The sequence below is a fragment of the Rhizobium sp. 9140 genome (assembly GCF_900067135.1).
Lineage (GTDB): Bacteria > Pseudomonadota > Alphaproteobacteria > Rhizobiales > Rhizobiaceae > Ferranicluibacter.
This window is the reverse complement of record NZ_FJUR01000001.1, coordinates 314,408-337,143: the sequence shown is the minus strand read 5'-3', so window position 1 is coordinate 337,143 and position 22,736 is coordinate 314,408. Positions and strand designations below refer to the sequence as shown.

Sequence of the window (22,736 nt, the reverse complement as noted above, 5' to 3'; positions counted from 1 at the left end):
CAAGCTTGCAGGGAACTGCTTGGACATCTCTAGGTTCCAGAGGGAGACGGTCTTTTCTTGTCACTCGCCGATATCAAAGCTTCGAGTCTTCGGACCGAGTGCGGCCACGTCCAGTTTGCCCGGACGACAGCGCGCGGATCGAAGCTTGGAGAGGTCTCCAGCATCTCGGCGATCGCGAGGTGGAAGTCTTCCGCCGAAGCCGTTCGGCCGGTCTCGGGCGTGATGAACTGACGGCCGCAGTAGAGAGCGCTGTTGGCGAGAACGGGAAGGCCGGCCAGCATGTACTCCGTGAGGATCGCAGGCGCTCCATCATCGACACCGCAGACGACGCCGATGCGCGCCGTGTTCATCAGGCGGTTGACCTCCTCGAAGGGCACGCCCGGCGGATCGATGATATCGACCAAAATACCGCGTTCGGCGACCTGCTGCCGGAATGCCCCTGTCATATCGCCGTAACCACAGACGCAGAGCGCCCGCAAGGCGCGCGGCAGCCTCGCCATGGCATCGAACAGGATGTCGTGCCGCTTGTAGGCTTGAGCGGCGGCGACATAAATGATGTCGTAGGTTTTCGGCACGTCGAGCGGATGAAACGTCGTGTCCGATGCAAATTCGGGTCCGATCGGCAGGATTGCGGTCGGCATGTCGGGGTGCCGATCGTGCACGGCGTCAGACTGCCACTGGGCGCCCGTCAGGATGAGGTCGAAATGCCGGCTGACCTCGGGCGGAATGCGCAGGGCAGGTGCATCGATCGAATTGTAGATCTTGAAACTGTCGCGACAGGCGAGGAGGATCTCCTCGCTGACACCAAGACCCCAGACGCACAGGATGTGCGGCGCGCCGAACGCGGCGATGTGACCGAGGATATCGTTGGATGCGAAGGGAGCTTCCGGCCCGTTCATGCGGAAGACACTGCGTTTCAGGTGCGGGCTTGGCCCTGGCCGCGTGTCCGGCGGGTTGCTGCCACGCCAATGCGTCCAGATCTCGGCACTCTCGACAAGGCCGGCCTTCAGGCAAGCGAGCGGAAACCGCTCGATATAGCCGCCATCGACGGCGACATCATCGCGATTTTCAACCCGTTCAGGCCTGGTGCCGCGCTCGCCCGAGAGCCAGGCGGCACGGGCTTCCTCGACCGCCGGTAAAGAAGAGTCATCCCACTGCCCGTCCTGAAAGTCGCTGATGACGACGATGCGTCTGACGGTCATGGACGGGGATTGCCTTTTCTTGCTGAGGACTGATGACACTGCCTGTCAATCGATGACGCAGGCGCGACGCGGACCACTGTAGGGCTGGTACGTGTTGTCAGATGCCCGGTAGGAGGAATAGCGCTCCTGACACTGGCGAACGTGATCGTCCGTCGCCAGATCGGAAGGGGCCGACATCCTGCCGATGTCGTTGGTGGACGCAACGTCCATATAGGGGGAAATGCAGGTCCTGCGTTCGCCGCTATAGGCGCTGTAGCTGTTATCGGCCGCGCTGTAGGACCGGTAGCGACGCTCGCACCATGCCTGATGTTCCGGGTTGTTGGCGATTTCATCCTGCGCCATCGCAAGATCGGTCTCGCCCACGGGAGCGCCCGGCTCCGTCTTGTCGATCTCGGCGGACGCGTTGTCCATTGAGGCCACCGGCGGAGCGACGACCGGCTGATGGACGGCAAGGCTGTCGGACGATGCCAGATCGACCGGCGGCGCTGCCGGCGCGCGTTCAAGGCCCTGCTCAGCGGCAACGACGCGCTTCGGCTCGGATGTCCAGAGGTCGGGCACGTTGATGTTGGCAAGGGCTTCTGTCGCGGGTTTCGCCATGAGGGCGGATGCACTGAGGAAACCTGCGATAAAGAGCGTCATGGCGACGGTAAGGAAGAAAGCGAGCGCGGTCGTGGCTTTCATGATGATGCTCCTGACATGCTTGGAAACGTCTCGATTCTCAAGAATCTGATCGTCAACGCATGGTGTGGCGCAGAGTTCCGACAGCTTTTACGTGCCGAAAACATCGAACGTTCATAAAATACGTTCAGCGCGGAGGACGTTCGTTTTGACCCGACCTTACACGGCCAAAATCGCCGGTCAGACGCTCTTCAGATAGAGCACGACCGACGTTGCCATGCTGCTGACGGTGGCGAGCAAGACGATGCCGACGAGCACTGCGAAGATGAGTTTCGCCCGGCGGGAAGGCGGGGCGTGGTGGTCGAGATCATGGTTGGGCATGGCGCATCTTGGCCGATCCCGCCACCTGCCGTCAATGGCAGGCGGTGTCATCGTCCAGCGACGGATTGGCGCATCGGACTCGGGATAGACGGGCCTCAGGCCCGCCACCTGAGCAGGATCGTCGAAAGGGGCGGCAAGGTGAGCGACAGGGACTGCGGCTTGCCATGGGCGGGGTGATGCTCTGTCCAAGCTTCGACATTGCCGAGATTGGAGCCGCCATAGACGCCAGCATCGCTGTTGAACACTTCTTCCCAACGGCCTTCCGAAGGCACGCCGATCCTGTAGCCCTGGCGCGGCACCGGCGTCATGTTGGAGACGGCAAGGATCATCGAGGCTCTGTCCTCGCTGATGCGCAGCATGCCGAAGATCGAGTGCTCGGCATCGTCCGACACCGCCCAGTCGAAGCCCTGGGGATGCAGGTCGCCATATTGCAGGGCCGGCTCTGCGGCATAGAGACGGTTGAGGTCGCCGACGAGGCGCTGCATGCCGGCATGTTCCGGCCGGTCGAGCAGATCCCAGACGATCGAGCCGTCATGGTTCCACTCCGTTTCCTGCGCAATCTCGCCGCCCATGAAGAGCAGCTTCTTGCCGGGGTGCGCCCACATGAAGCCGAAATAGGCGCGCAGATTGGCGAGCTTCTGCCAGGCGTCGCCCGGCATCTTGCCGAGCAGAGAGCCCTTGCCGTGCACGACCTCGTCGTGGGACAGCGGCAGCATGAAGCGCTCGGAGTAGGCATAGACCATGCCGAAGGTCATCTGCCCATGATTGTAGCGCCGGTAGACCGGGTCTTCCTCCATGTAATGCAGCGTGTCGTGCATCCAGCCCATGTTCCACTTGAAGTCGAAGCCGAGGCCACCCTTCTCGACGGGCACCGTCACACCGGGCCATGCGGTGGATTCCTCGGCGATCATCAGCACGTTCGGGCAACGCTGGTGTACGATGCTGTTAAGATGCTTGAAAAATTCGACCGCTTCGAGGTTTTCCCGCCCGCCATATTCGTTCGGAATCCACTCGCCGGCATTGCGGCTGTAGTCGCGGTAGAGCATCGACGCGACCGCATCCACGCGCAACGCATCGACGTGGTATTCCTCCAGCCATTCGAGCGCGCTGGCGATCAGGAACCCCTTCACCTCATTGCGGCCGAAATTGTAGATCAGCGTGTTCCAGTCCTTGTGGAAGCCTTCGCGCGGATCCTCGTGCTCGTAGAGCGCGGTGCCGTCGAAGCGGGCGAGGCCCCAGACGTCGGTCGGGAAGTGGGCGGGGACCCAGTCGAGAATGACGCCGATGCCCGAGGCATGGCAGCGATCGACGAAATAGGCGAAATCCTCTGGGGTGCCGTAACGCCCGGTCGGCGCGAAAAGGCCGAGTGGCTGGTAGCCCCAGGAGCCGCCAAACGGATATTCCATGATCGGCAGGAGCTCGATGTGGGTGAAGCCGAGACGTGCGGCATAGGGGATGAGCCGCTGGCTGAATTCGATCCAGTCCAGAGACCGGTCTCCGTCCTCGGCGATGCGAAGCCAGGATTCCAGATGAACCTCGTAGACCGAAATGGCCGCTTCGCCATCGCGGATCTCCGTCTTCCGGCGCATCCAGTCTTCGTCGGTCCAGGGATAGGGTGATGCGGATGCGACGATGGAGGCCGTGGCAGGGGCTGCCTCGCTCGCGCGCGCGATCGGATCCGCCTTCTGCGCCAGGACATCGCCGGAGGCGTCGATGATTTCGAACTTGTAGCGCTCGCCCTTGCCAAGACGTGGGATGAAGATTTCCCAGACACCGGCGGAGGGGCGCAACCGCATCGGGTTGCGGCGTCCGTCCCAGGCATTGAAGTCGCCGACGACGGACACGCGCCGTGCGTTCGGTGCCCAGACGGCGAACCGTACGCCCTCGATGCCATCTACATCCATCACCCGCGCGCCAAATGTCCGGCCGAGGCTGTAATGCGTGCCTTGCGAGAAGAGGTGCAGGTCGAGGTCGCCGAGCAGCGGACCGAAGGCGTAGGGATCCTCGGTTTCCTGAACGGCTTCCGGCCAGGTGATCTGCAGCCGGTAACGGGGTAGATCGGTCAGCGCCGCAAAGAGACCGCCGGGGTGCACGAGTTCAAGGCTCGTTGCGACGGCGCCGCTCGACGGGTCGAGAAGGTCGATCCCGACGGCGCCGGGCATCAGCACCCGGACGATGGTTCGGTCGGCATGTGGATGAGGGCCGAGAACGGCGAAGGGGTCGCCGTGGCGCCCATCGATGAGGGCGGTGATGGCATCGTGGTCGATACCCTGGAGAAGGTCGAGGCGTTCCAGCATCAGGCGTTACTTTCCGAAAGTCGGCGGACGATGGCGGAGAAGCCAGCGAGCGGGATGGGCAGCCATTTCGGCCGGTTGCGGGCTTCGTAGGCGATTTCGTACGTCGCCTTTTCCAAGAGGAAGAGGTCGAGGATCTGCGTGCGGATCGCTTCCGGCATGCGCAGGTGATCCGACGTTTCGGTTACCGTGAAGTAGCTCGACAGGAATGCCGCCTCGGCCTTCTCGATGAAGGCGCGGATGAGCACGGTCCGTCTGTCGTCGTTCGGGTCGGTCACCGCCTCATTGTCGAGTTCGGCCGTTGCACCAAGGTAGCTCAGCGACCGCAACAGGCCGGCGACATCGCGCAGGGGATTGGTCTTTGCGCGGCGTTCGTCGAGGTTCCGGGCCGGCTCGCCTTCGAAGTCGATGAGATAGGCATCAGCTTCCGCAACGAGGATCTGGCCCAGGTGAAAATCACCGTGGTTGCGGATCATGAGCGTGTCCGTTGCACGATCTGCAAGCGCGCCGATGGAGGCGAACAAGGTCTCGCGCTCTTCGATCAGCCTGGAGATCTCGCCGCCAAGCGCCGGATCGATGTCGCGACGTGCGCCGTCGAGAATGTCGAGACCGTCCGAAATCTGGCCGATCACCTGACGGCGCAGGTCTTCGACGTCGTGCGTCCCGGCACGAACAGGGGCGAAGGCCTCATCCTCCGTCGGTTTCGCCAAGGCGACATGAAGTTCGCCGAGACGCGTGCCGACATTCGAGACGAAGTCCATCAGCGGCGAGAACAGGCCTTCCTGCACGTCTGTGGGGGCGATGTCGGAAACGGAGGTCAGCGTGTCGTCGAGCGTGCGGCGCAGGGTGCTGAGCATCCAGGTCCAGGCGTCACCCTGATTGCGAATGGCGCCCTGAACGATGATCAGCGTCGAGCGCGTGCCGTCCGGCGCGATGCGGGCGATCTCGCCAAGCAGCGGTGCAGTGTTGGCGTAGCCGACGCTGGTCAGATAGCGCGTCATCTCCACTTCCGGGTGGATGCCCGGAAAGATGTGGCGGATGAGCTTGACCATCGCGATATCGCCGACGATCAGGGAGCTGTTAGACTGCTCGGCCGACAGCCAGTGTATCGGCAGATCGTCGCGCACGTCGATGCCATCAAGCTGATCGCTTCCAATGAACTCCAGTGTGCCGCTGCGTCCGGAGATCTGGGTGCGTTCGCGCAATCCCTTGAGGACGCCGCGGGCAAATGCTTCGACTGCAAAGCCATCCGTCAGAAAGCCCACGCGACGACCCTGCCGCAGACGGGCAAGCGCCAGCTGTTGGGCGAGAGCCGGCGGGTTGGCGTCATCCCAGGCGATCGCGAGCGGCAGCATGTAAGTTTCTGTATGCCCTTCAAGTTCCGCCTCGAGTTCGCCGAGCAGGATGTCGTGCGGGAAGCCCATGGGCACGGCGCTGACGATCTTGGCGCTATGCAGCGTCTCGCCCTTCGAGCCGAACCAGCGGCGCTTGGCGAGATAGGAGGGAAGAACGTCGCGCGACAGGACGCTCGACAGACGCGGCTGCTCGACCACCTCGAGGAGGTCGCGGCGCAGCACCATGGTCGCGAAATCGGGCAGCTGTTCCGGCGGGTCATTGCGCCAGGTCGGGCCATCCGCTTCCGCGACGAGCTGGAACCAGAAGAAGCCGTAGGGCGGCAGGGTTAGAAGATAGGTGAGCTGGCCGATGGGCGGGAAGGGCGACATGCCGGTCAGTTCGATCGGCACGCGGTTCTCGAACTCCGAGAGATCGAGCTCGACGGCCTGCGGCAGGCGCGAGAGGTTGAAGACGCACAAGATCGTGTCGCCGTCATATTCCCTGAGATAGGCAAGGATCTTGCGGTTGCCGGGCTTCAGGAAACGCTGCGCGCCACGGCCGAAGGCGATGTGGCGACGACGGAGCGCCAGCATGTGCCGTGTCCAGTTCAGGAGCGAATGGGCATCGGCCGACTGTGCTTCGACGTTCACGGCTTCATAGCCATAGAGCGGATCCATGACGGGCGGCAGGACGAGGCGGGCGGGGTCCGCGCGCGAGAAGCCGCCATTGCGATCCGGCGACCACTGCATCGGCGTGCGCACGCCGTCGCGGTCGCCGAGATAGATGTTGTCGCCCATGCCGATCTCGTCGCCGTAATAGATGACGGGCGTTCCGGGCATGGAAAGCAGCAGCGCGTTCATCAGCTCGACGCGGCGGCGGTCGCGCTCCATCAAGGGCGCAAGGCGACGGCGGATGCCGAGATTGATGCGGGCGCGGCGGTCGGCGGCATAGATGTTCCAGAGATAGTCCCGCTCGGCATCCGTCACCATTTCGAGCGTCAGCTCATCATGGTTGCGCAGGAAGATCGCCCATTGGCAATTGTCCGGAATATCGGGCGTCTGGCGCATGATGTCGGTGATCGGGAAGCGGTCTTCCTTGGCGATGGCCATGTACATGCGCGGCATCAGCGGGAAGTGGAACGCCATGTGGCATTCGTCGCCATCGCCAAAATACTCGTTGGTATCTTCCGGCCACTGGTTGGCTTCGGCGAGCAGCATGCGGCCGGGATGGCTCGCGTCAAGCGCGGCGCGGATCTGCTTCAGGATGTCGTGGGTTTCGGCTAGGTTCTCGTTGTTGGTCCCCTCGCGCTCGATCAGGTAGGGGATGGCATCCAGCCGAAAGCCGTCGATGCCCGTCTCCAGCCAGAAGCGCATGACGGACAACAGCTCTTCGAGAACCTGTGGATTGTCGAAGTTCAGGTCCGGCTGGTGGGAATAGAACCGGTGCCAGTAATAGGCGCCGGCGACCGGGTCCCAGGTCCAGTTGGATTTCTCGGTATCGAGGAAGATGATGCGGGTTTCCGGAAACTTCTGGTCCGTATCCGACCAGACGTAGAAGTCGCGCTCCGGGGAGCCGACCGGCGCATTGCGGGCGCGCTGGAACCAGGGGTGCTGATCGGAGGTGTGGTTGATGACCAGCTCGATGATGACACGAATTCCCCGCTCATGGGCGGCATCCACGAAGGCGCGGAATTCGTCCATCGTGCCGTAGTCGGGGCTGACATCGCCATAGTCGGCGATATCGTAGCCATCGTCGCGTCTCGGCGACGGGAAGAACGGCAGCAGCCAGATCGCGGTGACGCCAAGCGAGGAGATGTGGTCGAGCTTCTCCTGCAGGCCTTTGAAGTCGCCGATGCCATCGCCGTTCCCGTCATGGAACGACTTGATGTGCAGCTGGTAGATGATGGCGTCCTTATACCATAGCGGGTCCGAGGAGCCGCTTTCGGCGTGGGTCTGCGGGCGGGTGCCACTGTCGTCCTGCATCTGATCGGTCAGCATATCCATGTCGGTTCCTCCCTATCGAACCCGCCAGATGCCGAACGGCATCGACGGATCGAGGCGGATGCGTTGTATCTTTCCCGTCCAGGTGAAGGCCCGGTCGGCAATGAGGTCTTCCATGGGAAGCGATCCGTTGTCGGGAAGGTTCCATGACCAGAGCGGCACTTCGACATCCGCTTCCTGTGCGGTGTGAGGATCGAGGCTGATGGCGATCATCAGCACGTTCTCGCGCCCGGCACTGGCCTTTTCGAAGAACATGACATTGTCGTTCCAGGCGGGCAGCAGCGTCAGGCCGAGATGCGTGTGCAGCGCCGGGTTTTCGCGGCGGATGCGGTTCAGAAGCGCGATTTCGCCCTTGATATGGCCCGGCCGGTCATAGTCCCATGCCCGGATCTCGTACTTCTCGCTGTCGGCATATTCCTTGCGCTTGGCATCCGGCCGGCCTTCGCAGAGCTCGAAGCCGTTATAGACGCCCCAGAGACCCGAAAGGGTCGCGGCAAGGGCGGCGCGGATCAGGTAGGCCGAACGCGGTGCGTTCTGTAGAAAATCCGGGTTGATATCATGCGTGTTGACGAAGAAGTGCGGGCGGAAGAAGTCTTTCGGCGCCTCTGTCGTGATCTCCCGCATATACTCCTCAAGCTCCCACTTCGCGTTTCGCCACGTGAAGTAGGTGTAGGATTGCGAGAAACCGACCTTGGCCAGTCGATACATGACCTTCGGCTTGGTAAAGGCTTCCGACAGGAACACGACTTCGGGATGACGACCGCGAATATCGGCGATCATCCATTCCCAGAAGGGAAACGGCTTGGTGTGTGGATTGTCGACGCGGAAGAGCTTGACGCCCTGATCGACCCAATGCTGGACGACGTCGCGCAGCGTCTCCCATAGCGATGGCACGGCGTCCTTCGCGTAGAAATCGACGTTGACGATGTCCTCGTATTTCTTCGGCGGGTTTTCCGCATAGCGGATCGTTCCGTCGGATCGCCAGTCGAACCAGCCGGGGTGATCCTTCAGCCAGGGATGATCCGGCGAAGCCTGGATGGCGAGGTCGAGCGCGATTTCGAGCCCGTGATCGGCTGCCGCCGCGACCAGCCTGCGGAAATCTTTGAGCGTGCCGAGTTCCGGATGGATCGCATCATGCCCGCCCTCCGGCGAGCCGATGGCGTAAGGGCTGCCGGGATCGTTCGTGCCGGGCGTCAGCGTGTTGTTGCGGCCCTTGCGGTTCGTGGCGCCGATCGGGTGGATCGGCGGGAAGTAGAGGACGTCGAAGCCCATCTCGCGAATGGCGGGAAGCCGGGCGATGACATCGTCGAACGTGCCGTGGCGGTTCGCATCGCCGCTTTGCGAGCGAGGGAAGACCTGAAACCAGCTGGCAAAACCAGCTGCCTTCCGCTCGGCATCGACGGGGATGACGGCGGAGCGGACGCTGAAGGGCCGGCGGTCTGCGCGGGCCATGAGCGAAAAGGTTTCCGGTGCGAGCAGCCGTTTGGTCTTCGCGTCGGCATCCTCGTCGGCGAGCATCGCCAGAAGCGCCTTCAACTCGGGTTGAACCCGCTGGGGACCATTCCCCTGCGCGGCCTTGATGAGGTTGATGCCTTCCTCGATCTCCAGCGTCAGGTCGAGATTGGCCTCATGCTTCTTACCGAGTTCGTAGCGGAAAATGGCGTAGGGGTTGCGCCAGGCCTCCACGACATATTCGTGGCGCCCCATGCGCTTCAGGGTGAATTCCGCTTTCCAGTGGTCGTTGACGACGAACTGCATCGGCACTTCGGTCCATTCCTGCGCATCCACCGGACGCCAGAGGAGCACGGCTGCCAGCGGGTCATGGCCGTCGCCGAAAATATCAGCTTTCACCTTCACGACATCGCCGACGACGCGCTTTACCGGGAAGCGGCCTTCGTCAACTGCCGGCGATACCTTCTCGATGGCCAGACGTGGCGTATCCGCAGCGGCGCGCGCATCCATCGCGGCACCTGCCATGAGGATCGGCCTGGAGGCCGTGCCCTCGAAAATCCGCAGCTCGCCCGGTGCAAGCCGCACATCGGCATCGAGCGCGCGTTCGGGCCGGGCGATATCGCACAGCGGCAGGAAGGCGGATGCCGCCTCGCGGATCGCATTGAACGGTGCTGCGGCACTGCGGCGAAGATCGCGGTTGCAGATGATCACGCGCACGGTCTCGGCCTGACGAAGGTCCGCATGGTCGCCCTGTACGAGCGCGCTCACGGATGTCGCGCTGCCGGCAATGAGGGTCAGCGGCGTTGCAGCCGACGGTATCGCGGCAGCCAGCCGTTCGTTGAGGGACCGTATCTCGGAGGAGATGTCAAAGGCACCAAGGGATTTCAGACCGCGAATGCCGCCGCCATGACCATGCATCGGATCTAGCGGTGTCGATGCTCCGAACTCGAAGCCCATCGGGATCAGGATGCCCTGGCCGATCGTCGCGGAGAGGCCAAGCGTGCGTATGGCACGCCGTTTCAGGATTTCGCCGCTCTCCGTGCCATGGGCTATGCGCTTTGCGAATGGCGCTTCGGGAAAGGCGATCTGGTAGGCGAAATTCCGCTGAAGTTCGTATTCATCAAGGAGCCAGCGATCCCTGAGGTTCCACCAGGCGAGCGATGAGAAGCTGCCCTCGAAACCGGCTTCGGCCAGGGTCCTGCGGTCATCGAAGGTCGTGCCTGGCGTCCAGGCGAGAAAGCGGACGTGCGGCTGACGTTGATGAACGTTCGAGATCAGCGTCCGCCATGCGTCCGCCGGTATGGCGGCAAGGCCGACGCAACGGAAGCCGCTGACACCGGCGTCGGCAAGCCTCTGAATACGATCCGTCCATGTGGTAATCAGCGTGGCTTCCGAATCCGGGTCATGTGCGCGGACAGTGCGGCTGCCGGCGACGGTGGGTGAGATACGCGGATCGACGGGAGCGCCGGCGTCGGAACGCGTATCCGCCTCGCGTCCGACGACGATATCCAGCATCAGGGAAAGGCCATGTCGCTGCGCGGCATCGACCAGAGCCGACAGGCCGTCCTCGACGCTCTCGCCAAGCCCAAGCTCCGGGCTCAGCTTTTCGAAGTCGGCCGTGACGAACACGCTGGTTGCATCGCCCTTTTGGAAGACGGGCGCCGATAGCACCGTGTCGAAACCAAGCGTTGCAGCATGCGCAAAGGCCGCGTCCCACGCTTCCATCCCTCGCAATTGCAAGGGGTGGACGTAGTAGATCCGCGGCGGCGTGATGACAGGTGTGTGTGCTTCGGCAAGCGAATGAACATTCATGAGCTGTCTCGCGTTGTTTCATCGAGAACCGTGCGAACCCCAAGCTTGTTCCACATCGTCTTGCCGATCATAGCAGAACGATGCCGCTAGCCGCGTGCAAACGTCATCCTACGACCGCGGGCGCTCCTCCCGCATGACCGTGGATAGGGTGACAAGAAGAGGCACCTCGGAAAGGGCTTCGAGCGTTACGGACAGCTTCGGCTTCCAGTTGGGATAGCTGTCGCTCGTCCCTGGAACGTTGGTCGGGTTCTTCTCTCCGGTCATATCGGCGAGACGCACGGCAGAGAGAGCCGATGCCGTCCTGGCGATGAAGCGGTGGGCATCGACCACGATACTGGTCAAGACCTGATCCTGTGCCAAACCCGAAGGCAGGTGGGAAGGTTGCTCGATACCCGCGTCGTCCAGTGCCCGTGCCAGATCCTTGCGCTCCGTCATGCGCTCTTCCTGATGCGCCTTGGTGATATCCGGCGGCAGGATGCCGTGTTCGGCGCGGGTGGTGATATCCGCGCCACGCCACCAGCCGGCGAGCGTCTGGTGGTCATGCGTGGAGATGCAGGCAAGCGACAGAGCCGGATACTCTTGCCCCGGCTTGAAGCCGTCTTCGGTGCGCTCGTACGAGAGAATCCGGTAGGAGAGGATGCGTGCCTCCGTGAGGTCGTCTTGCAGGCCATCTGGGAGGACACCGAGATCCTCGCCGATGACGAGGCATTCATGGTGCCTGGAGGTTTCCGCGAGAATGCCGAGGAGATCTTTTTCCGGATATTCGACATAGGCGCCGCCATCCGGCTTGAGGTCGAGCGGGACGAGGAACAGGCGACGCAGGGCCGCGGCGTGATCGATGCGGATGGCGCCGGCATAGCGCATGGCGGCGGTTACCATGCGCCGATAGGGCGAAGGGTCGCCGCTGGCGATGGCGGCCGGTTGGAAGGCGGCGAGATGCCAGTCCTGTCCATCGGCAGCGAAAGGATCCGGCGGGCTGCCGACGGTGGCCGCGGAAACATAGAGATCGCGCTCGCCCCAGGTGGCGGCGCCGTCCAGCGCCTCGCCGACCGCAAGATCGAGATAGAGCCCGATCCGCATGCCGGCTGCTTTCGCAGCCTTGGACGCCGCGTCGAGCTGGCCGTGTGCCAGCCATTGCAGCCACATATGGAAGCGGATCTCGTCCTCGTGCGTTTCAGCAAAGGCTGCGACGTCAAGGCTCTCCGGGTCCTTGAAGCTCTCCGGCCAAGCATGCCAGCCGGCGCCGAGGCCCTGTGCCGACATCGTGAAGGATAGGGCTTCAAACAGCGCGTGGAGACGCAGAGGCGTGCCCTCGCGCGCGATGAAGGTCTCGAAATCTTCCGGTGCGGATGATCCGCTCCGCTCGGGCATCCAGCCTGTCCAGATGTCGCGAAGGGCCTCCAGCTTCAGGCTGCAGACGCCGACATAATCAACCAGCGTGGTTTCCCGCAGTTCGGCTGCCCTGCGCTCTATCTCCGGGTGCGGCTCATAACCGGGAACGCGATCGACGGCGATGTAGAGCGGGTTCAGGCGCTGGCGGCTGGAGGGTTCATACGGGCTGCAACGATCGGGGTCGGCGAGGAACGGCGCATGCAGCGGCGTCAGTCCGATGAAGTCGGCGCCGAGCGGGCCGAAGACACGGGCGATATCGCAGAGATCCTGAAAATCGCCGATGCCCCAGTTGCGGGACGACCGAAGTGCGTAGGGCTCGAGCGTCACGCCCCAGACGCGGGTTCTTCCGAGGAAAGGCGGGAGGTAGGAGGCGGGCAGCGTTTTCGTCGTTGCGGTCTTCTGGCCGGCCAAGGGATTGCCCGGTTGATCGCGGGCATCAAGGTCGACGTTCAGCGCCTCTAGGATCTTGATCTTCGTCTCGGTGGAGACCGTAACATCGTTCTTCTCAGGGCTCGGTCGCGTTTCGCCGATACCGTGCCGGCGTGCAAGCTCGTCGATCGTCTCGCGCTTCATGGATGTCATCGCCTTCTGAGGAAGTCCTGATACGGGTGGTTCAGAAGACCTAAGGCGGTTCGTCCGGATGGCAAACGGCGGCGATGCGAATGTTATGACACGGGGCGCTTCCCGAAGACGGAGAAAAGCCCGGCTACCAGTCTCAGTGGCTCGTCGCTGCCTTGGCCTGGCGCATGGCGGCCAAATACTTCTCGCCAGGGCGCGAAGCCATGGCGGCAACCTTGATGCGGGTCTGTTCGCGGTGTGCCTCGGCACGCTGGCGGGCGGCTTCGCCCTGGGCGATCAGGATCCGGACGCTTTCGCGCAATTCGATCTGCTTATCCATCGCATACCTCATGCTGCTGCGAGATCGGCAACCTCGCCGAACTGGATGATCAGGCGGGGATCGCTCATGTCCCCGGACTCTTCGTCAACCTTGACCGCATAGGCTGCCACGCCGGGAAAGCGGGTGGACATGGACGTCGCGATCTTCTCGGCGCTGACGGCATTCGACGCCTGACGCATCTCACCGGGGGCAACGCCGCCGCGGACCTTCTTGAAGGGCAAGACAATGAATTTCTCTGCTATTGCCATCTCGAACCATCTCCTGATTTGTTCTCTAAATGTTCTGTTTTTGAACACATGTCAAGCGGTCTGTTTTCGGATGGGCAGTCATTGCTTTCAAAGGGATATCCCAAGCGTGGAGGAGGCCTTTCTTCAAAGTATGCAATCGACAAAATATTACTCCTTTAGATTGTGTAAAAAGTTCACAAATAAAAATATAAATTAATTAGAATGATGCATTAAACCGGCCTTAACGCTCTTGAGGGAAAGTTCTCTCTATCAGATCGGCCCGGGGAACCGGCTTCTGATCCGCATGAAGCGGATCGTCACGAGTGCCCGATCATTCCTCACTTTTCTTGGCCTCGGCACCTCCCAGTGTCTCCTAGATGCATGAACGGTACCGTACCGGCGCCGCCATCAACATTCCTGTCCCTCATGGGGACGCGGCTGTGGGCTCTGCCGCGCCCGTCGTTAAGGTTCTCTTCGTATGTCTGTTCAAGATCCCATGCCCTCGCTGCCTCTTGTGCTTCCGGTTGCATTGACCATTCGCCAATCCCGGGACATCGCCGAGACGCTGCGGGCCGCTTTCGAGCACTCCGGCGACGTTGTCATCAATGTTCCGGAAGCTGCTGACGCCGATCTTTCGTTCATCCAGCTTCTCGAAGCCTCGCGGCGCTATGCCGAGACGCTCGGCCGCAGCTTTTCCCTCTCAAGGCCTGCTGAAGGCAGCCTGCTGTCGACGCTCGCGCGCGGCGGATTTCTCACCGACATGACCCCGCAAGACAGCCGGTTCTGGCTGCACGGCAAGGAACAGATGCAATGAGCGCCCATATTCTCACCGTCGATGACAGCGCCAGCATCCGGATGACCACCCGGATCGCCCTGACAGGTGCCGGCTATCAGGTGACCGAGGCTGTGGATGGTGTCGATGGTCTGGCCAAGGCCAAAGGCGGCCGCTTCGACATGATCGTCACCGACCTGAACATGCCCAACATGAACGGCCTTGCCATGATCCAGGCGCTGCGCGCCTCGCCCGCCCATACCGGCATTCCCATCATCTTCCTGACGACCGAGTCTGATGCCGAGATGAAGGCCCAGGCCAAGGCCGCAGGCGCGACGGGCTGGATCACCAAGCCTTTCGATCCCGAGCAGCTCGTCAAGATCACCCGGAAGGTGTTGGGCAAATGAACCTGATGGATCCTGTGCAGGTCTTTCGCATGGAGGCCGCCGAACTGTTCGTCGTCATCGAGGAGGGTCTTCTCGACCTCCTCGGCGACCTGTCGAACCAGGCGCAAATCGACGCCGTGTTTCGCGGTCTCCACACGCTGAAGGGGTCGGGCTCCATGTTCGGCTTCGAGGCGCTGGCGGCTTTCACCCACCATTGCGAGACGGCGTTCGACCGGGTGCGCAAAGGCGAGGTGCCGGCCACGGCCGAACTCGTGGCGGCGGTGCTGGAAGCACAGGATCACATGAAGGCGCTGGTGGACACGCCGAACGGCGACCATGAGGCGACGGGGAACGACTTGCTGGCGAAGCTGCAGGCGGCCGTGGGTGCCAAGGCTGCGCAGGGTTGCGTCGTCGCGGCCCCGCTGCCAGCGGCTGTTGCGGGTATTTCCACTCCTGCCGCGTCGGCGGCCACGCGCTGGCGGCTACGCTTCCGCCTGCCGGTCAATGCCATGGCGAACGGAACCAATCCGCTCGGCCTGCTCGACGAACTGGCCGATCTCGGCGACTGCACCATCAAGGCCGATACCTCCGCCATTCCGAGCCTCGACGCGATCGAGCCCGACGACCTTCATATCGGCTGGACGGTGGAGCTGACGACATTGCTGCCGCAACCGCGCGCCGCCATCGAGGACGTTTTCATCTTCGTCATGGACGACATGGAGATGATGCTCGAAGAGGTCTCTTCCGCGCCGGCCCCGGCCGTCGCCTCTGCACCAACCCCAGCTCTGGCCCCGGCCTTGGCCCCGACCCCGACATCCGTCGTTTCCCCTCTCGCCGAAGCTGCACCCTCCGAGCCCGCGCGCGCCGTCAATACCGCCCCTGCCATCGCCGATGCCAAGCAGACGAAGCCCGCGGCCGAGAACGTTCGCGTTCCCGCCGAGCGGCTGGACGAGCTGATGGACCGCGTCGGCGAGCTCGTCATCGCCCAGTCCCGCCTGTCTCAGCTGGCCGGCGTCAGTGCCGATATCCAGCTGCGCTCGGTGTCCGAAGACGTCGAGCGGCTGTCGGGCGAGCTGCGCGACACGATGATGGTGCTGCGCATGGTGCCGGTCGGCAGCCTGTTCGGCCGCTTCCGCCGCCTCGTCCACGATCTTGCCCGGGAAACCGGCAAGGAGATCGAACTCGTCACCGAAGGCGAGACCACCGAGGTCGACAAGACGGTGATCGAGCGTTTGGCCGATCCGCTCGTCCATCTCGTGCGGAATTCGATCGACCACGGGCTGGAGATGCCCGAGGAGCGCGTGGCCTCCGGCAAGACGCGCACCGGCCGCGTCACGCTGTCGGCTCGTCAGGCCGGCGGCGAGGTCATCATCACCATTCGCGACGACGGGCGCGGCATCGACCGCGAGCGCGTCCGCGCCAAGGCCGAGGCCTCCGGTCTCATCCAGCCCGGCCAGATGCTGCTCGATCAGGAACTGCTGCAGCTGATCCTTCAGCCGGGCTTTTCCACCGCGGCCCAGATCACCAGTCTTTCCGGCCGCGGCGTCGGCATGGATGTCGTCAAGAAGACAGTCGAGGCGCTCCGCGGCGTCATCGATATGCACAGCACGCCGGGGGAAGGCTCCGAGATCTCGCTGCGCATCCCGCTGACGCTTGCCATCATCGACGGGCTTCTCGTGCGGGTCGGCACGGGCTCCTACGTCATTCCGCTCTCGGCGGTGGAGGAATGCCTCGAACTGTCGGCCGAGGAGGACCTGCGCTCGCGTGGTCGCAGCTTCATCTCGCTGCGCGATCATCTCGTGCCCTTCCTGCGGCTGCGCGAGCTGTTTCGCACCGGCACCCCGCCGGATCGCTACCAGAAGATGGTGGTCATCTCCACAGGCAACGAGCGCGTCGGGCTCGTGGTCGACCAGATCATCGGCGACCACCAGACCGTTATCAAGGCGATGTCGAAGCTGCATCACGACGTCGTCACCTTCTCCGGTGCCACCATTCTCGGCGACGGCAACGTTGCGCTGATCCTCGACGTCACGCATCTCGTGACCGTCGGCCAGCAGCAGGAGGCGCAGTTGCGGGCTGCCGGATGAACCAGCATCTCAGGAAACATGAGACCGATCTGCTCTGGAGGGACCGCGAGGATGTCGCCGTCCTGACCTTCAACCTCAATGGCGAGACCTTCGCCATCGAGGCGACGGTGGTCCAGGAGATCCTCGACCTCCTGCCCGAAACGCGGGTGCCCGGCGCCAAGGCCTTTCTCGGCGGCGTCATCAATTTTCGCGGCAAGGTCATTCCGCTGGCCGATATTCGCCTCGCCTTTGGCATGGAAGCCGGCGAAGCGACTATCGACAGCCGTATCATCGTCGTCCAGCTCGACATTGAGGGCGAGCCTTGCCTCGTCGGCATCCGCACCGACAAGGTCTACGAGGTCACCACCCTTGCCCAGGCATCCAGCGAACCCCCGCCCAGCATCGGCATGCGCTGGCGTGCGGACTTCATCGACTGCCTCGTCAAGCGAAACGGCGAGTTCATCATCGTGCCGAACCTGAAGAAGATCTTCTCGGTCGATGTCACCCCGACGGGAATGCTCTTCACGGGCTAGGGCTCCGGTTACACAGATTCCGACATTCTACCGACTCCCATATCTCGGTCACCCTTCACCCTCTCCACGAAAGCGAAATCCCGATGCGGATGACGATCAAACTGAAACTCGCCGGCGCGTTCGGCTTCCTCATTCTCCTCTCATGCGGCATGGCGGTGCTTGCCATCGTCAACCTGTCCTCGCTGAACAGTTCGATCACCGACATCATCCAGGGACCTGCGGCAAACCTCCGGGATTCCAGCGATCTTTCGGATGCCGTGCTGACATCCATCCAGCAGGAGAAGAACGCCATCATCAACACCGATGCGGCGCTGATCGAAGGCTACGTATCGGCCGTCGCCGGACAGCGTGAAACGATCGTCCGGATCGTCAAGAATTTCGACCGCGAGACCAATCCGCTCATCCGGCAGAAGGTCGCCGATTTCCAGGCGACCTATCCGGCCTGGATCAAGATGCAGGACGGGGTTCTGCAGCTCGCCCAAGAGAACACGCCCGATAGCAATCGCCGCGCAGGCGAGATTTCCATGGGCGACGGCGCACAGGTCACCAAGCAGTTGCTGGCGTCCCTCTCGGGCCTCAACGACCAGATTGCCGCCGACCTGACCACGACCGACCAAGCGACCAACGCGCAGTATGAATTCTCCCGCAACGTGTTGCTCGGCAGCCTCGTTGCCATGCTCCTGATCTCCACGGCCGTTGCTTCCATCATTGCGATGGGCATCAATAGCGGCCTGAAGAAGATCCGCATCATGGCCGAAGCCGTTGCCATCGGCGACCTCGACCAGACGGTTTCCGTGAAGACCAATGACGAAATCCGCGATGTGGTCGATGCCGTCACTGTTATGACCGGCAATCTGCGCAACACGGCAAAGTCTGCCGATCAGATCGCCAATGGCGACCTGACGAACACGCCGAAACCCCTCTCCGACAAGGATATTCTGGGCATTTCCCTGCAGCTGATGGTCGAACGCCTTCGCGGCGTCGTCGGCGATGCGCTGTCGGCCTCCGACAACGTCTCCTCGGGCAGCCAGGAACTGTCCTCGAGCTCCGAACAGCTGAGCCAGGGCGCGACCGAGCAGGCCTCGTCCGCCGAGGAAGCCTCCGCCTCGATGGAAGAGATGGCGGCCAACATCAAGCAGAACGCCGACAATGCCGCCCAGACCGAGAAGATCGCCCGCCAGTCGTCCAAGGATGCCGAAGCCAGCGGTGCCGCCGTCGCCCGCGCCGTCGTCGCCATGCGCACGATCGCCGAGAAGATTTCCATCGTTCAGGAAATCGCCCGCCAGACCGATCTGCTGGCGCTGAACGCCGCCGTGGAAGCGGCCCGTGCCGGCGAACATGGCAAGGGCTTTGCCGTCGTTGCCTCCGAAGTGCGCAAGCTCGCCGAACGCAGCCAGGCGGCCGCCGCCGAAATCAGCGGCCTCTCCGGCGAAACGGTGCAGGTGGCGACCGAAGCCGGCGACATGCTCGGACGCCTCGTGCCCGACATCCGCAAGACGGCCGAACTGATCGCCGAGATCTCCGCTGCCTGCCGCGAGCAGGACATCGGGGCGTCGCAGATCAACGAGGCGATCCAGCAACTCGACAAGGTGACGCAGCAGAATGCCGGCGCCTCCGAGCAGATGTCGGCGACATCAGAGGAACTGGCCGCCCAGGCCGAGGAGCTTCAGGCCTCCATCGCCTTCTTCCGGGTGGACAACGTCGGCCACAAGCATCAGCCGGCCCCGGTTGCCGCCGCTCCCCAGCGGGCTGCGCATCATGCGGCCCATCATGCAACACCGGCACGCCCGTCAGCCGCCCCGCGTAAGCCGGCCGCCGCCGCCCCCCGCCAGAGCGTTTCGGCCCAGCAGGCCCGCGTGAAGGGTTTTGCGCTGGATATGTCGATGGGCGGCCCGGACGCTGACGACGCCGACTTCAAGCAGAGCGCCTGATATGGACCATATGCCGGCGGAGTCCCAGTTCGTCACCTTCAGCCTCGGGGAAGAGCTGTTTGCCGTCCCCGTTACCGTGGTCCGGGAGATCCTGGACCACGAGGACCCGTTCAAGATCCCGCACGGGCCAGACTACCTGATGGGCCTGCGCGACGTGCGCGGCCAAGGCGTGCCGATCATCGACCTGCGCCTGCGGCTGGGCATGACGCCCACCGTGCGCACGCCCCACACCCGCATTCTGGTGCTGGACATTCCCCTGGGCGAGAAGGACCTCGCGCTGGGGCTGGTCGCCGACAAGGTGTTCGAGGTGACGCCCTTCCGGCGCGACAGCATCGAGCAGGCCCCCGACATCGGCGTGCGCTGGCGCTCGGACTACATCCGCGGCGTGGTCCGCCGCGAAACCGGCTTCGTCGTCATCATCGATCTTGCCCGGTTGTTTTCGGACAGCGGACCGGCGCTTGCCGCGACCGGCCTGCCGGAGCGGAGCGTCGCATGAACGCGGCAAGGCCAGCTATCCCAGGAGCATCTTTTCCGTGACACAGGCCGCTTCCTATCAAGACGCTCCCCGTCATGGCGCTTCCTCTACGGAAGGGGGACGGCTGAGTGCGCGCAACTTCAAGCGGCTCGGCGCCTATATCTACGACTATAGCGGCATCAAGATGCCGCAGAGCAAGGCCACCATGCTCGAAGGCCGGTTGCGGCGGCGGCTGCGCGCCACCGGCATCGAAACACTCGACGCCTATTGCGATTTTCTGTTCGACGGCCATGGGATCGAGCGCGAGGCGATCCACCTGATCGACGCCGTCACCACCAACAAGACGGATTTCTTCCGCGAGCCGAACCATTTCGACGTCCTGCGCCAGACGATCCTGCCGGGATTGAAGGAACAGGGCGTGCGGCGCGTCCGCACCTGGAGTGCGGCCTGTTCCACGGGTGCGGAACCCTACACGATGGCGATGGTGCTGGAGGACTACCGGCAGACCTGCAACGGTCCCGATTATTCGATCCTGGCCACCGATCTCTCGACCCAGGTTCTCGAGGTTGCGACCAAAGGCATCTATACACAGGAGATGATCCGGCCGGTTCCGGCCGATCTGCGCCGCCGCTTCGTCATGAGCGCTCGGGATCCGGCGCGCGGCGAGGTGCGGATCGTGCCTCAGCTCCGCTCCCGCGTCGGCTGCATGCGGCTGAACTTCATGGACGACGTCTATCGCGTCGGCGATCCGATGCATGTGATCTTCTGCCGCAATGTGCTGATCTACTTCGATAAGAAGACCCAGACGCATGTGCTGAACCGTCTGGTCGATCACCTGCTTCCCGGCGGGCATCTGCTGATCGGCCACTCCGAGTCGATCACCGGCATGAACCTGCCGGTCCGCCAGCTTGCCAATACTGTCTTCGTGAAGGAATAGCCTGTGCCCGGCAAACAGATCCGCGTCCTGATCGTCGATGATTCCGCGAGCGTCCGGCAGACGCTGACGGCCGTTCTGGAATCCGACCCTGCCATTACCGTTATCGGTGCTGCGTCGGATCCGTTCATGGCCGCCAAGCGCATCCAGGAGGAAATTCCCGACGTCATCACGCTGGATGTGGAGATGCCGCGCATGGACGGCATCACCTTCCTGCGCAAGCTGATGTCGCAACGGCCCATTCCCGTCGTCATGTGTTCATCGCTGACGGAGACGGGTACGGAAACGCTGATGCAGGCGCTGGAAGCTGGGGCCGTCGATGTCATCCTGAAGCCGAAGATCGGCGCGGCGGACTATCTCGCCGAACAGGCGGCCCGGATCTGCGATGTGGTCAAGAGTGCGGCCCAGGCACGCGTCCGGCAGAAGGCCGGACGTGGCACGTCGGCATCTGCAGGCGGACCCAGCGAGAAACTGACGGCCGATGCCATGCTGCCGCCGCCTTCCGGCAAGGCCATGGCGCGCACCACGGAGATGGTCGTCTGTATCGGCGCCTCCACCGGCGGCACGGAAGCGCTGCGTGAACTGCTCGAACGGCTGCCGTCGAATGCGCCCGGCATCGTCATCGTCCAGCACATGCCGGAGAAATTTACGGCCGCCTTTGCCAAGCGCCTGAACGGGCTTTGCGACGTCGAGGTGAAGGAGGCCGAGGATGGCGATCCGGTGCTGCGCGGCCATGTGCTGATTGCACCCGGCGACCGTCACATGATGCTGGAGCGGCAGGGTGCGCGCTATCACGTCTCGGTCCGGGCCGGGCCGCTCGTCTCGCGCCATCGCCCGTCAGTGGACGTTCTGTTCCGCTCGGCGGCGCGGGCGGCCGGCAGCAATGCCATGGCGGCGATCATGACAGGAATGGGCGACGACGGTGCGCGCGGCATGCTGGAAATGCATCAGGCTGGCGCCTTCACGATCGCCCAGGACGAAGCGACGTCCGTCGTCTTTGGCATGCCGAAGGAAGCGATCGCCCGTGGCGGTGTCGATCGGATCGTGCCGCTCGGCCAGATTGCTATGGAAATTCTCTCCGAGGACAGGCGCCGGTAGAGCGTTTCCGCTTTTCTCCGAATCGCGAAAACCCTCCATCTCATTGTTTCAACGCAATTCCGGACGCAAAACCGCTGCGCACTTTTGCGGGAATTGCTGTGGCTGTTTTAACCCGGCCTTAACCACGACGCCGCAAAACTTGTCTCCGACGCCATGTGAGCGGCGGTCGGGACGGGCGATGACAAGCTCTGTGACGGAAACGGGGTTTGCAATGGCTATCATCACTTTCGCCAATACCAAGGGCGGCGCCGGCAAGACCACGGCCGTCCTGCTGCTGGCAACGGAACTCGTGCGGCGCGGACATCGCGTCGCGATCATCGATACCGATCCGCAACGCTGGATTTCACGCTGGTTCGAGGCCGCCGAGCCCGTCGCCAACCTGACGGTCGCCACCTTCGTCTCGCTCTCGGCCTTGCCGCGCACGGTCGAGGAATATTGCTCCGCCGACTACGTCATCATCGATCTGCCCGGCGCCCAGTCGCCCTTGCTGGCAACTGCGCTCGGCCTGTCCGATCACGTGCTGATCCCCATTCAGGGCAGTTCGATGGATGCGCAGGGCGGAGCTCAGGTTCTGGAACTGCTGTCCTATCTCGATCGCAAGGCCGGTATCCGCATTCCCCATTCGGTGGTTCTCTCGCGGGTCAACTCCATGATCACCACGCGCGGCCTTCTCGCGGTCAAGATGCTGCTGCAGGAGCGCTCCGTGCATATGCTCTCGACCCCGATCATCGAGCGCGCCGCGTTCCGCGACATGTTCGAGTACAAGACTTTCCTGCATCTCATGAACCGCGACCGCGTCAGCAACCTCGACAAGGCAATCCTCAATGCGGAACGCTATGCCGACGAGGTGCAGGCGCTGGTGAAGGGCCGGGCGAGGGCCGGTGAGTCCGGCCTTTCCCTCAAGGCCGACGCAGCCTGACGGGGGTCAAG

Annotated in this window: 18 protein-coding genes; 9 read left to right on the top strand and 9 right to left on the bottom strand. The window is 63.1% G+C overall.

Features of this window, described 5'->3' with window-relative positions:
- Positions 1-29: 29 nt before the first annotated feature.
- From GA0004734_RS01560 to GA0004734_RS01525, 9 genes are all read right to left on the bottom strand, one after another.
- Entirely contained in the window at positions 30-1,202 is a 1,173-nt protein-coding gene (locus GA0004734_RS01560) for a glycosyltransferase (protein ID WP_092930621.1), read from the bottom strand.
- A gap of 45 nt (positions 1,203-1,247) precedes the next feature.
- On the bottom strand, positions 1,248-1,883 hold the full coding sequence (locus tag GA0004734_RS01555) for a BA14K family protein (RefSeq protein WP_092930619.1): 636 nt from the start codon (positions 1,881-1,883) through the stop codon (positions 1,248-1,250).
- 177 nt (positions 1,884-2,060) lie between these two features.
- Positions 2,061-2,201: a hypothetical protein gene (locus GA0004734_RS25840; protein WP_175386175.1), complete on the bottom strand. Its 141-nt coding sequence runs from the start codon at positions 2,199-2,201 to the stop codon at positions 2,061-2,063.
- A gap of 95 nt (positions 2,202-2,296) precedes the next feature.
- Entirely contained in the window at positions 2,297-4,501 is a 2,205-nt protein-coding gene (glgB, locus tag GA0004734_RS01550) for a 1,4-alpha-glucan branching protein GlgB (RefSeq protein WP_092930617.1), read from the bottom strand.
- Positions 4,498-7,812, bottom strand: a complete 3,315-nt coding sequence (treS, locus tag GA0004734_RS01545) for a maltose alpha-D-glucosyltransferase (RefSeq protein ID WP_092935750.1) — start codon at positions 7,810-7,812, stop codon at positions 4,498-4,500. Before treS ends, glgB begins: the two co-directional genes overlap by 4 nt.
- A 33-nt stretch (positions 7,813-7,845) precedes the next feature.
- Complete coding sequence (locus tag GA0004734_RS01540) at positions 7,846-11,094, bottom strand: maltotransferase domain-containing protein (RefSeq protein WP_092930615.1); 3,249 nt, start codon at positions 11,092-11,094, stop codon at positions 7,846-7,848.
- Positions 11,095-11,202: 108 nt separating this feature from the next.
- Positions 11,203-13,059, bottom strand: coding sequence for a 4-alpha-glucanotransferase (gene malQ / locus GA0004734_RS01535; protein WP_092930613.1), 1,857 nt, complete (start codon positions 13,057-13,059; stop codon positions 11,203-11,205).
- Positions 13,060-13,201: 142 nt separating this feature from the next.
- On the bottom strand, positions 13,202-13,384 hold the full coding sequence (locus GA0004734_RS01530) for a hypothetical protein (protein ID WP_062475557.1): 183 nt from the start codon (positions 13,382-13,384) through the stop codon (positions 13,202-13,204).
- Between the two features lie 8 nt (positions 13,385-13,392).
- Positions 13,393-13,632 carry a hypothetical protein gene (locus tag GA0004734_RS01525; RefSeq protein ID WP_092930611.1) on the bottom strand — a complete coding sequence of 80 codons (240 nt, stop codon included), beginning with the start codon at positions 13,630-13,632 and terminating at the stop codon, positions 13,393-13,395.
- Positions 13,633-14,107: 475 nt separating this feature from the next.
- Between GA0004734_RS01525 and GA0004734_RS01520 the strand changes: the two genes are divergently transcribed.
- The 9 genes from GA0004734_RS01520 to GA0004734_RS01480 all read left to right on the top strand — a co-directional run bounded on the left by GA0004734_RS01520 (position 14,108) and on the right by GA0004734_RS01480 (position 22,725).
- Positions 14,108-14,425, top strand: a complete 318-nt coding sequence (locus GA0004734_RS01520) for an STAS domain-containing protein (protein ID WP_175386173.1) — start codon at positions 14,108-14,110, stop codon at positions 14,423-14,425.
- Positions 14,422-14,790, top strand: coding sequence for a response regulator (locus GA0004734_RS01515; protein ID WP_092930607.1), 369 nt, complete (start codon positions 14,422-14,424; stop codon positions 14,788-14,790). Before GA0004734_RS01520 ends, GA0004734_RS01515 begins: the two co-directional genes overlap by 4 nt.
- Positions 14,787-16,856 carry a chemotaxis protein CheA gene (locus tag GA0004734_RS01510; RefSeq protein WP_092930605.1) on the top strand — a complete coding sequence of 690 codons (2,070 nt, stop codon included), beginning with the start codon at positions 14,787-14,789 and terminating at the stop codon, positions 16,854-16,856. The genes GA0004734_RS01515 and GA0004734_RS01510 overlap by 4 nt, the downstream gene beginning before the upstream one ends.
- Complete coding sequence (locus tag GA0004734_RS01505) at positions 16,853-17,368, top strand: chemotaxis protein CheW (RefSeq protein ID WP_092930603.1); 516 nt, start codon at positions 16,853-16,855, stop codon at positions 17,366-17,368. The genes GA0004734_RS01510 and GA0004734_RS01505 overlap by 4 nt, the downstream gene beginning before the upstream one ends.
- Positions 17,369-17,451: 83 nt before the next feature.
- Positions 17,452-19,299, top strand: a complete 1,848-nt coding sequence (locus GA0004734_RS01500) for a methyl-accepting chemotaxis protein (RefSeq protein ID WP_092930601.1) — start codon at positions 17,452-17,454, stop codon at positions 19,297-19,299.
- Position 19,300: 1 nt separating this feature from the next.
- Positions 19,301-19,795, top strand: a complete 495-nt coding sequence (locus GA0004734_RS01495) for a chemotaxis protein CheW (protein ID WP_092930599.1) — start codon at positions 19,301-19,303, stop codon at positions 19,793-19,795.
- Positions 19,796-19,832: 37 nt separating this feature from the next.
- Entirely contained in the window at positions 19,833-20,711 is an 879-nt protein-coding gene (locus GA0004734_RS01490) for a CheR family methyltransferase (protein ID WP_245292315.1), read from the top strand.
- Positions 20,712-20,714: 3 nt separating this feature from the next.
- Positions 20,715-21,806, top strand: coding sequence for a protein-glutamate methylesterase/protein-glutamine glutaminase (locus GA0004734_RS01485; protein WP_092930597.1), 1,092 nt, complete (start codon positions 20,715-20,717; stop codon positions 21,804-21,806).
- A 211-nt stretch (positions 21,807-22,017) separates the two neighbouring features.
- Complete coding sequence (locus GA0004734_RS01480; RefSeq protein ID WP_092930595.1) at positions 22,018-22,725, top strand: ParA family protein; 708 nt, start codon at positions 22,018-22,020, stop codon at positions 22,723-22,725.
- The last annotated feature ends 11 nt before the right edge of the window (positions 22,726-22,736 follow it).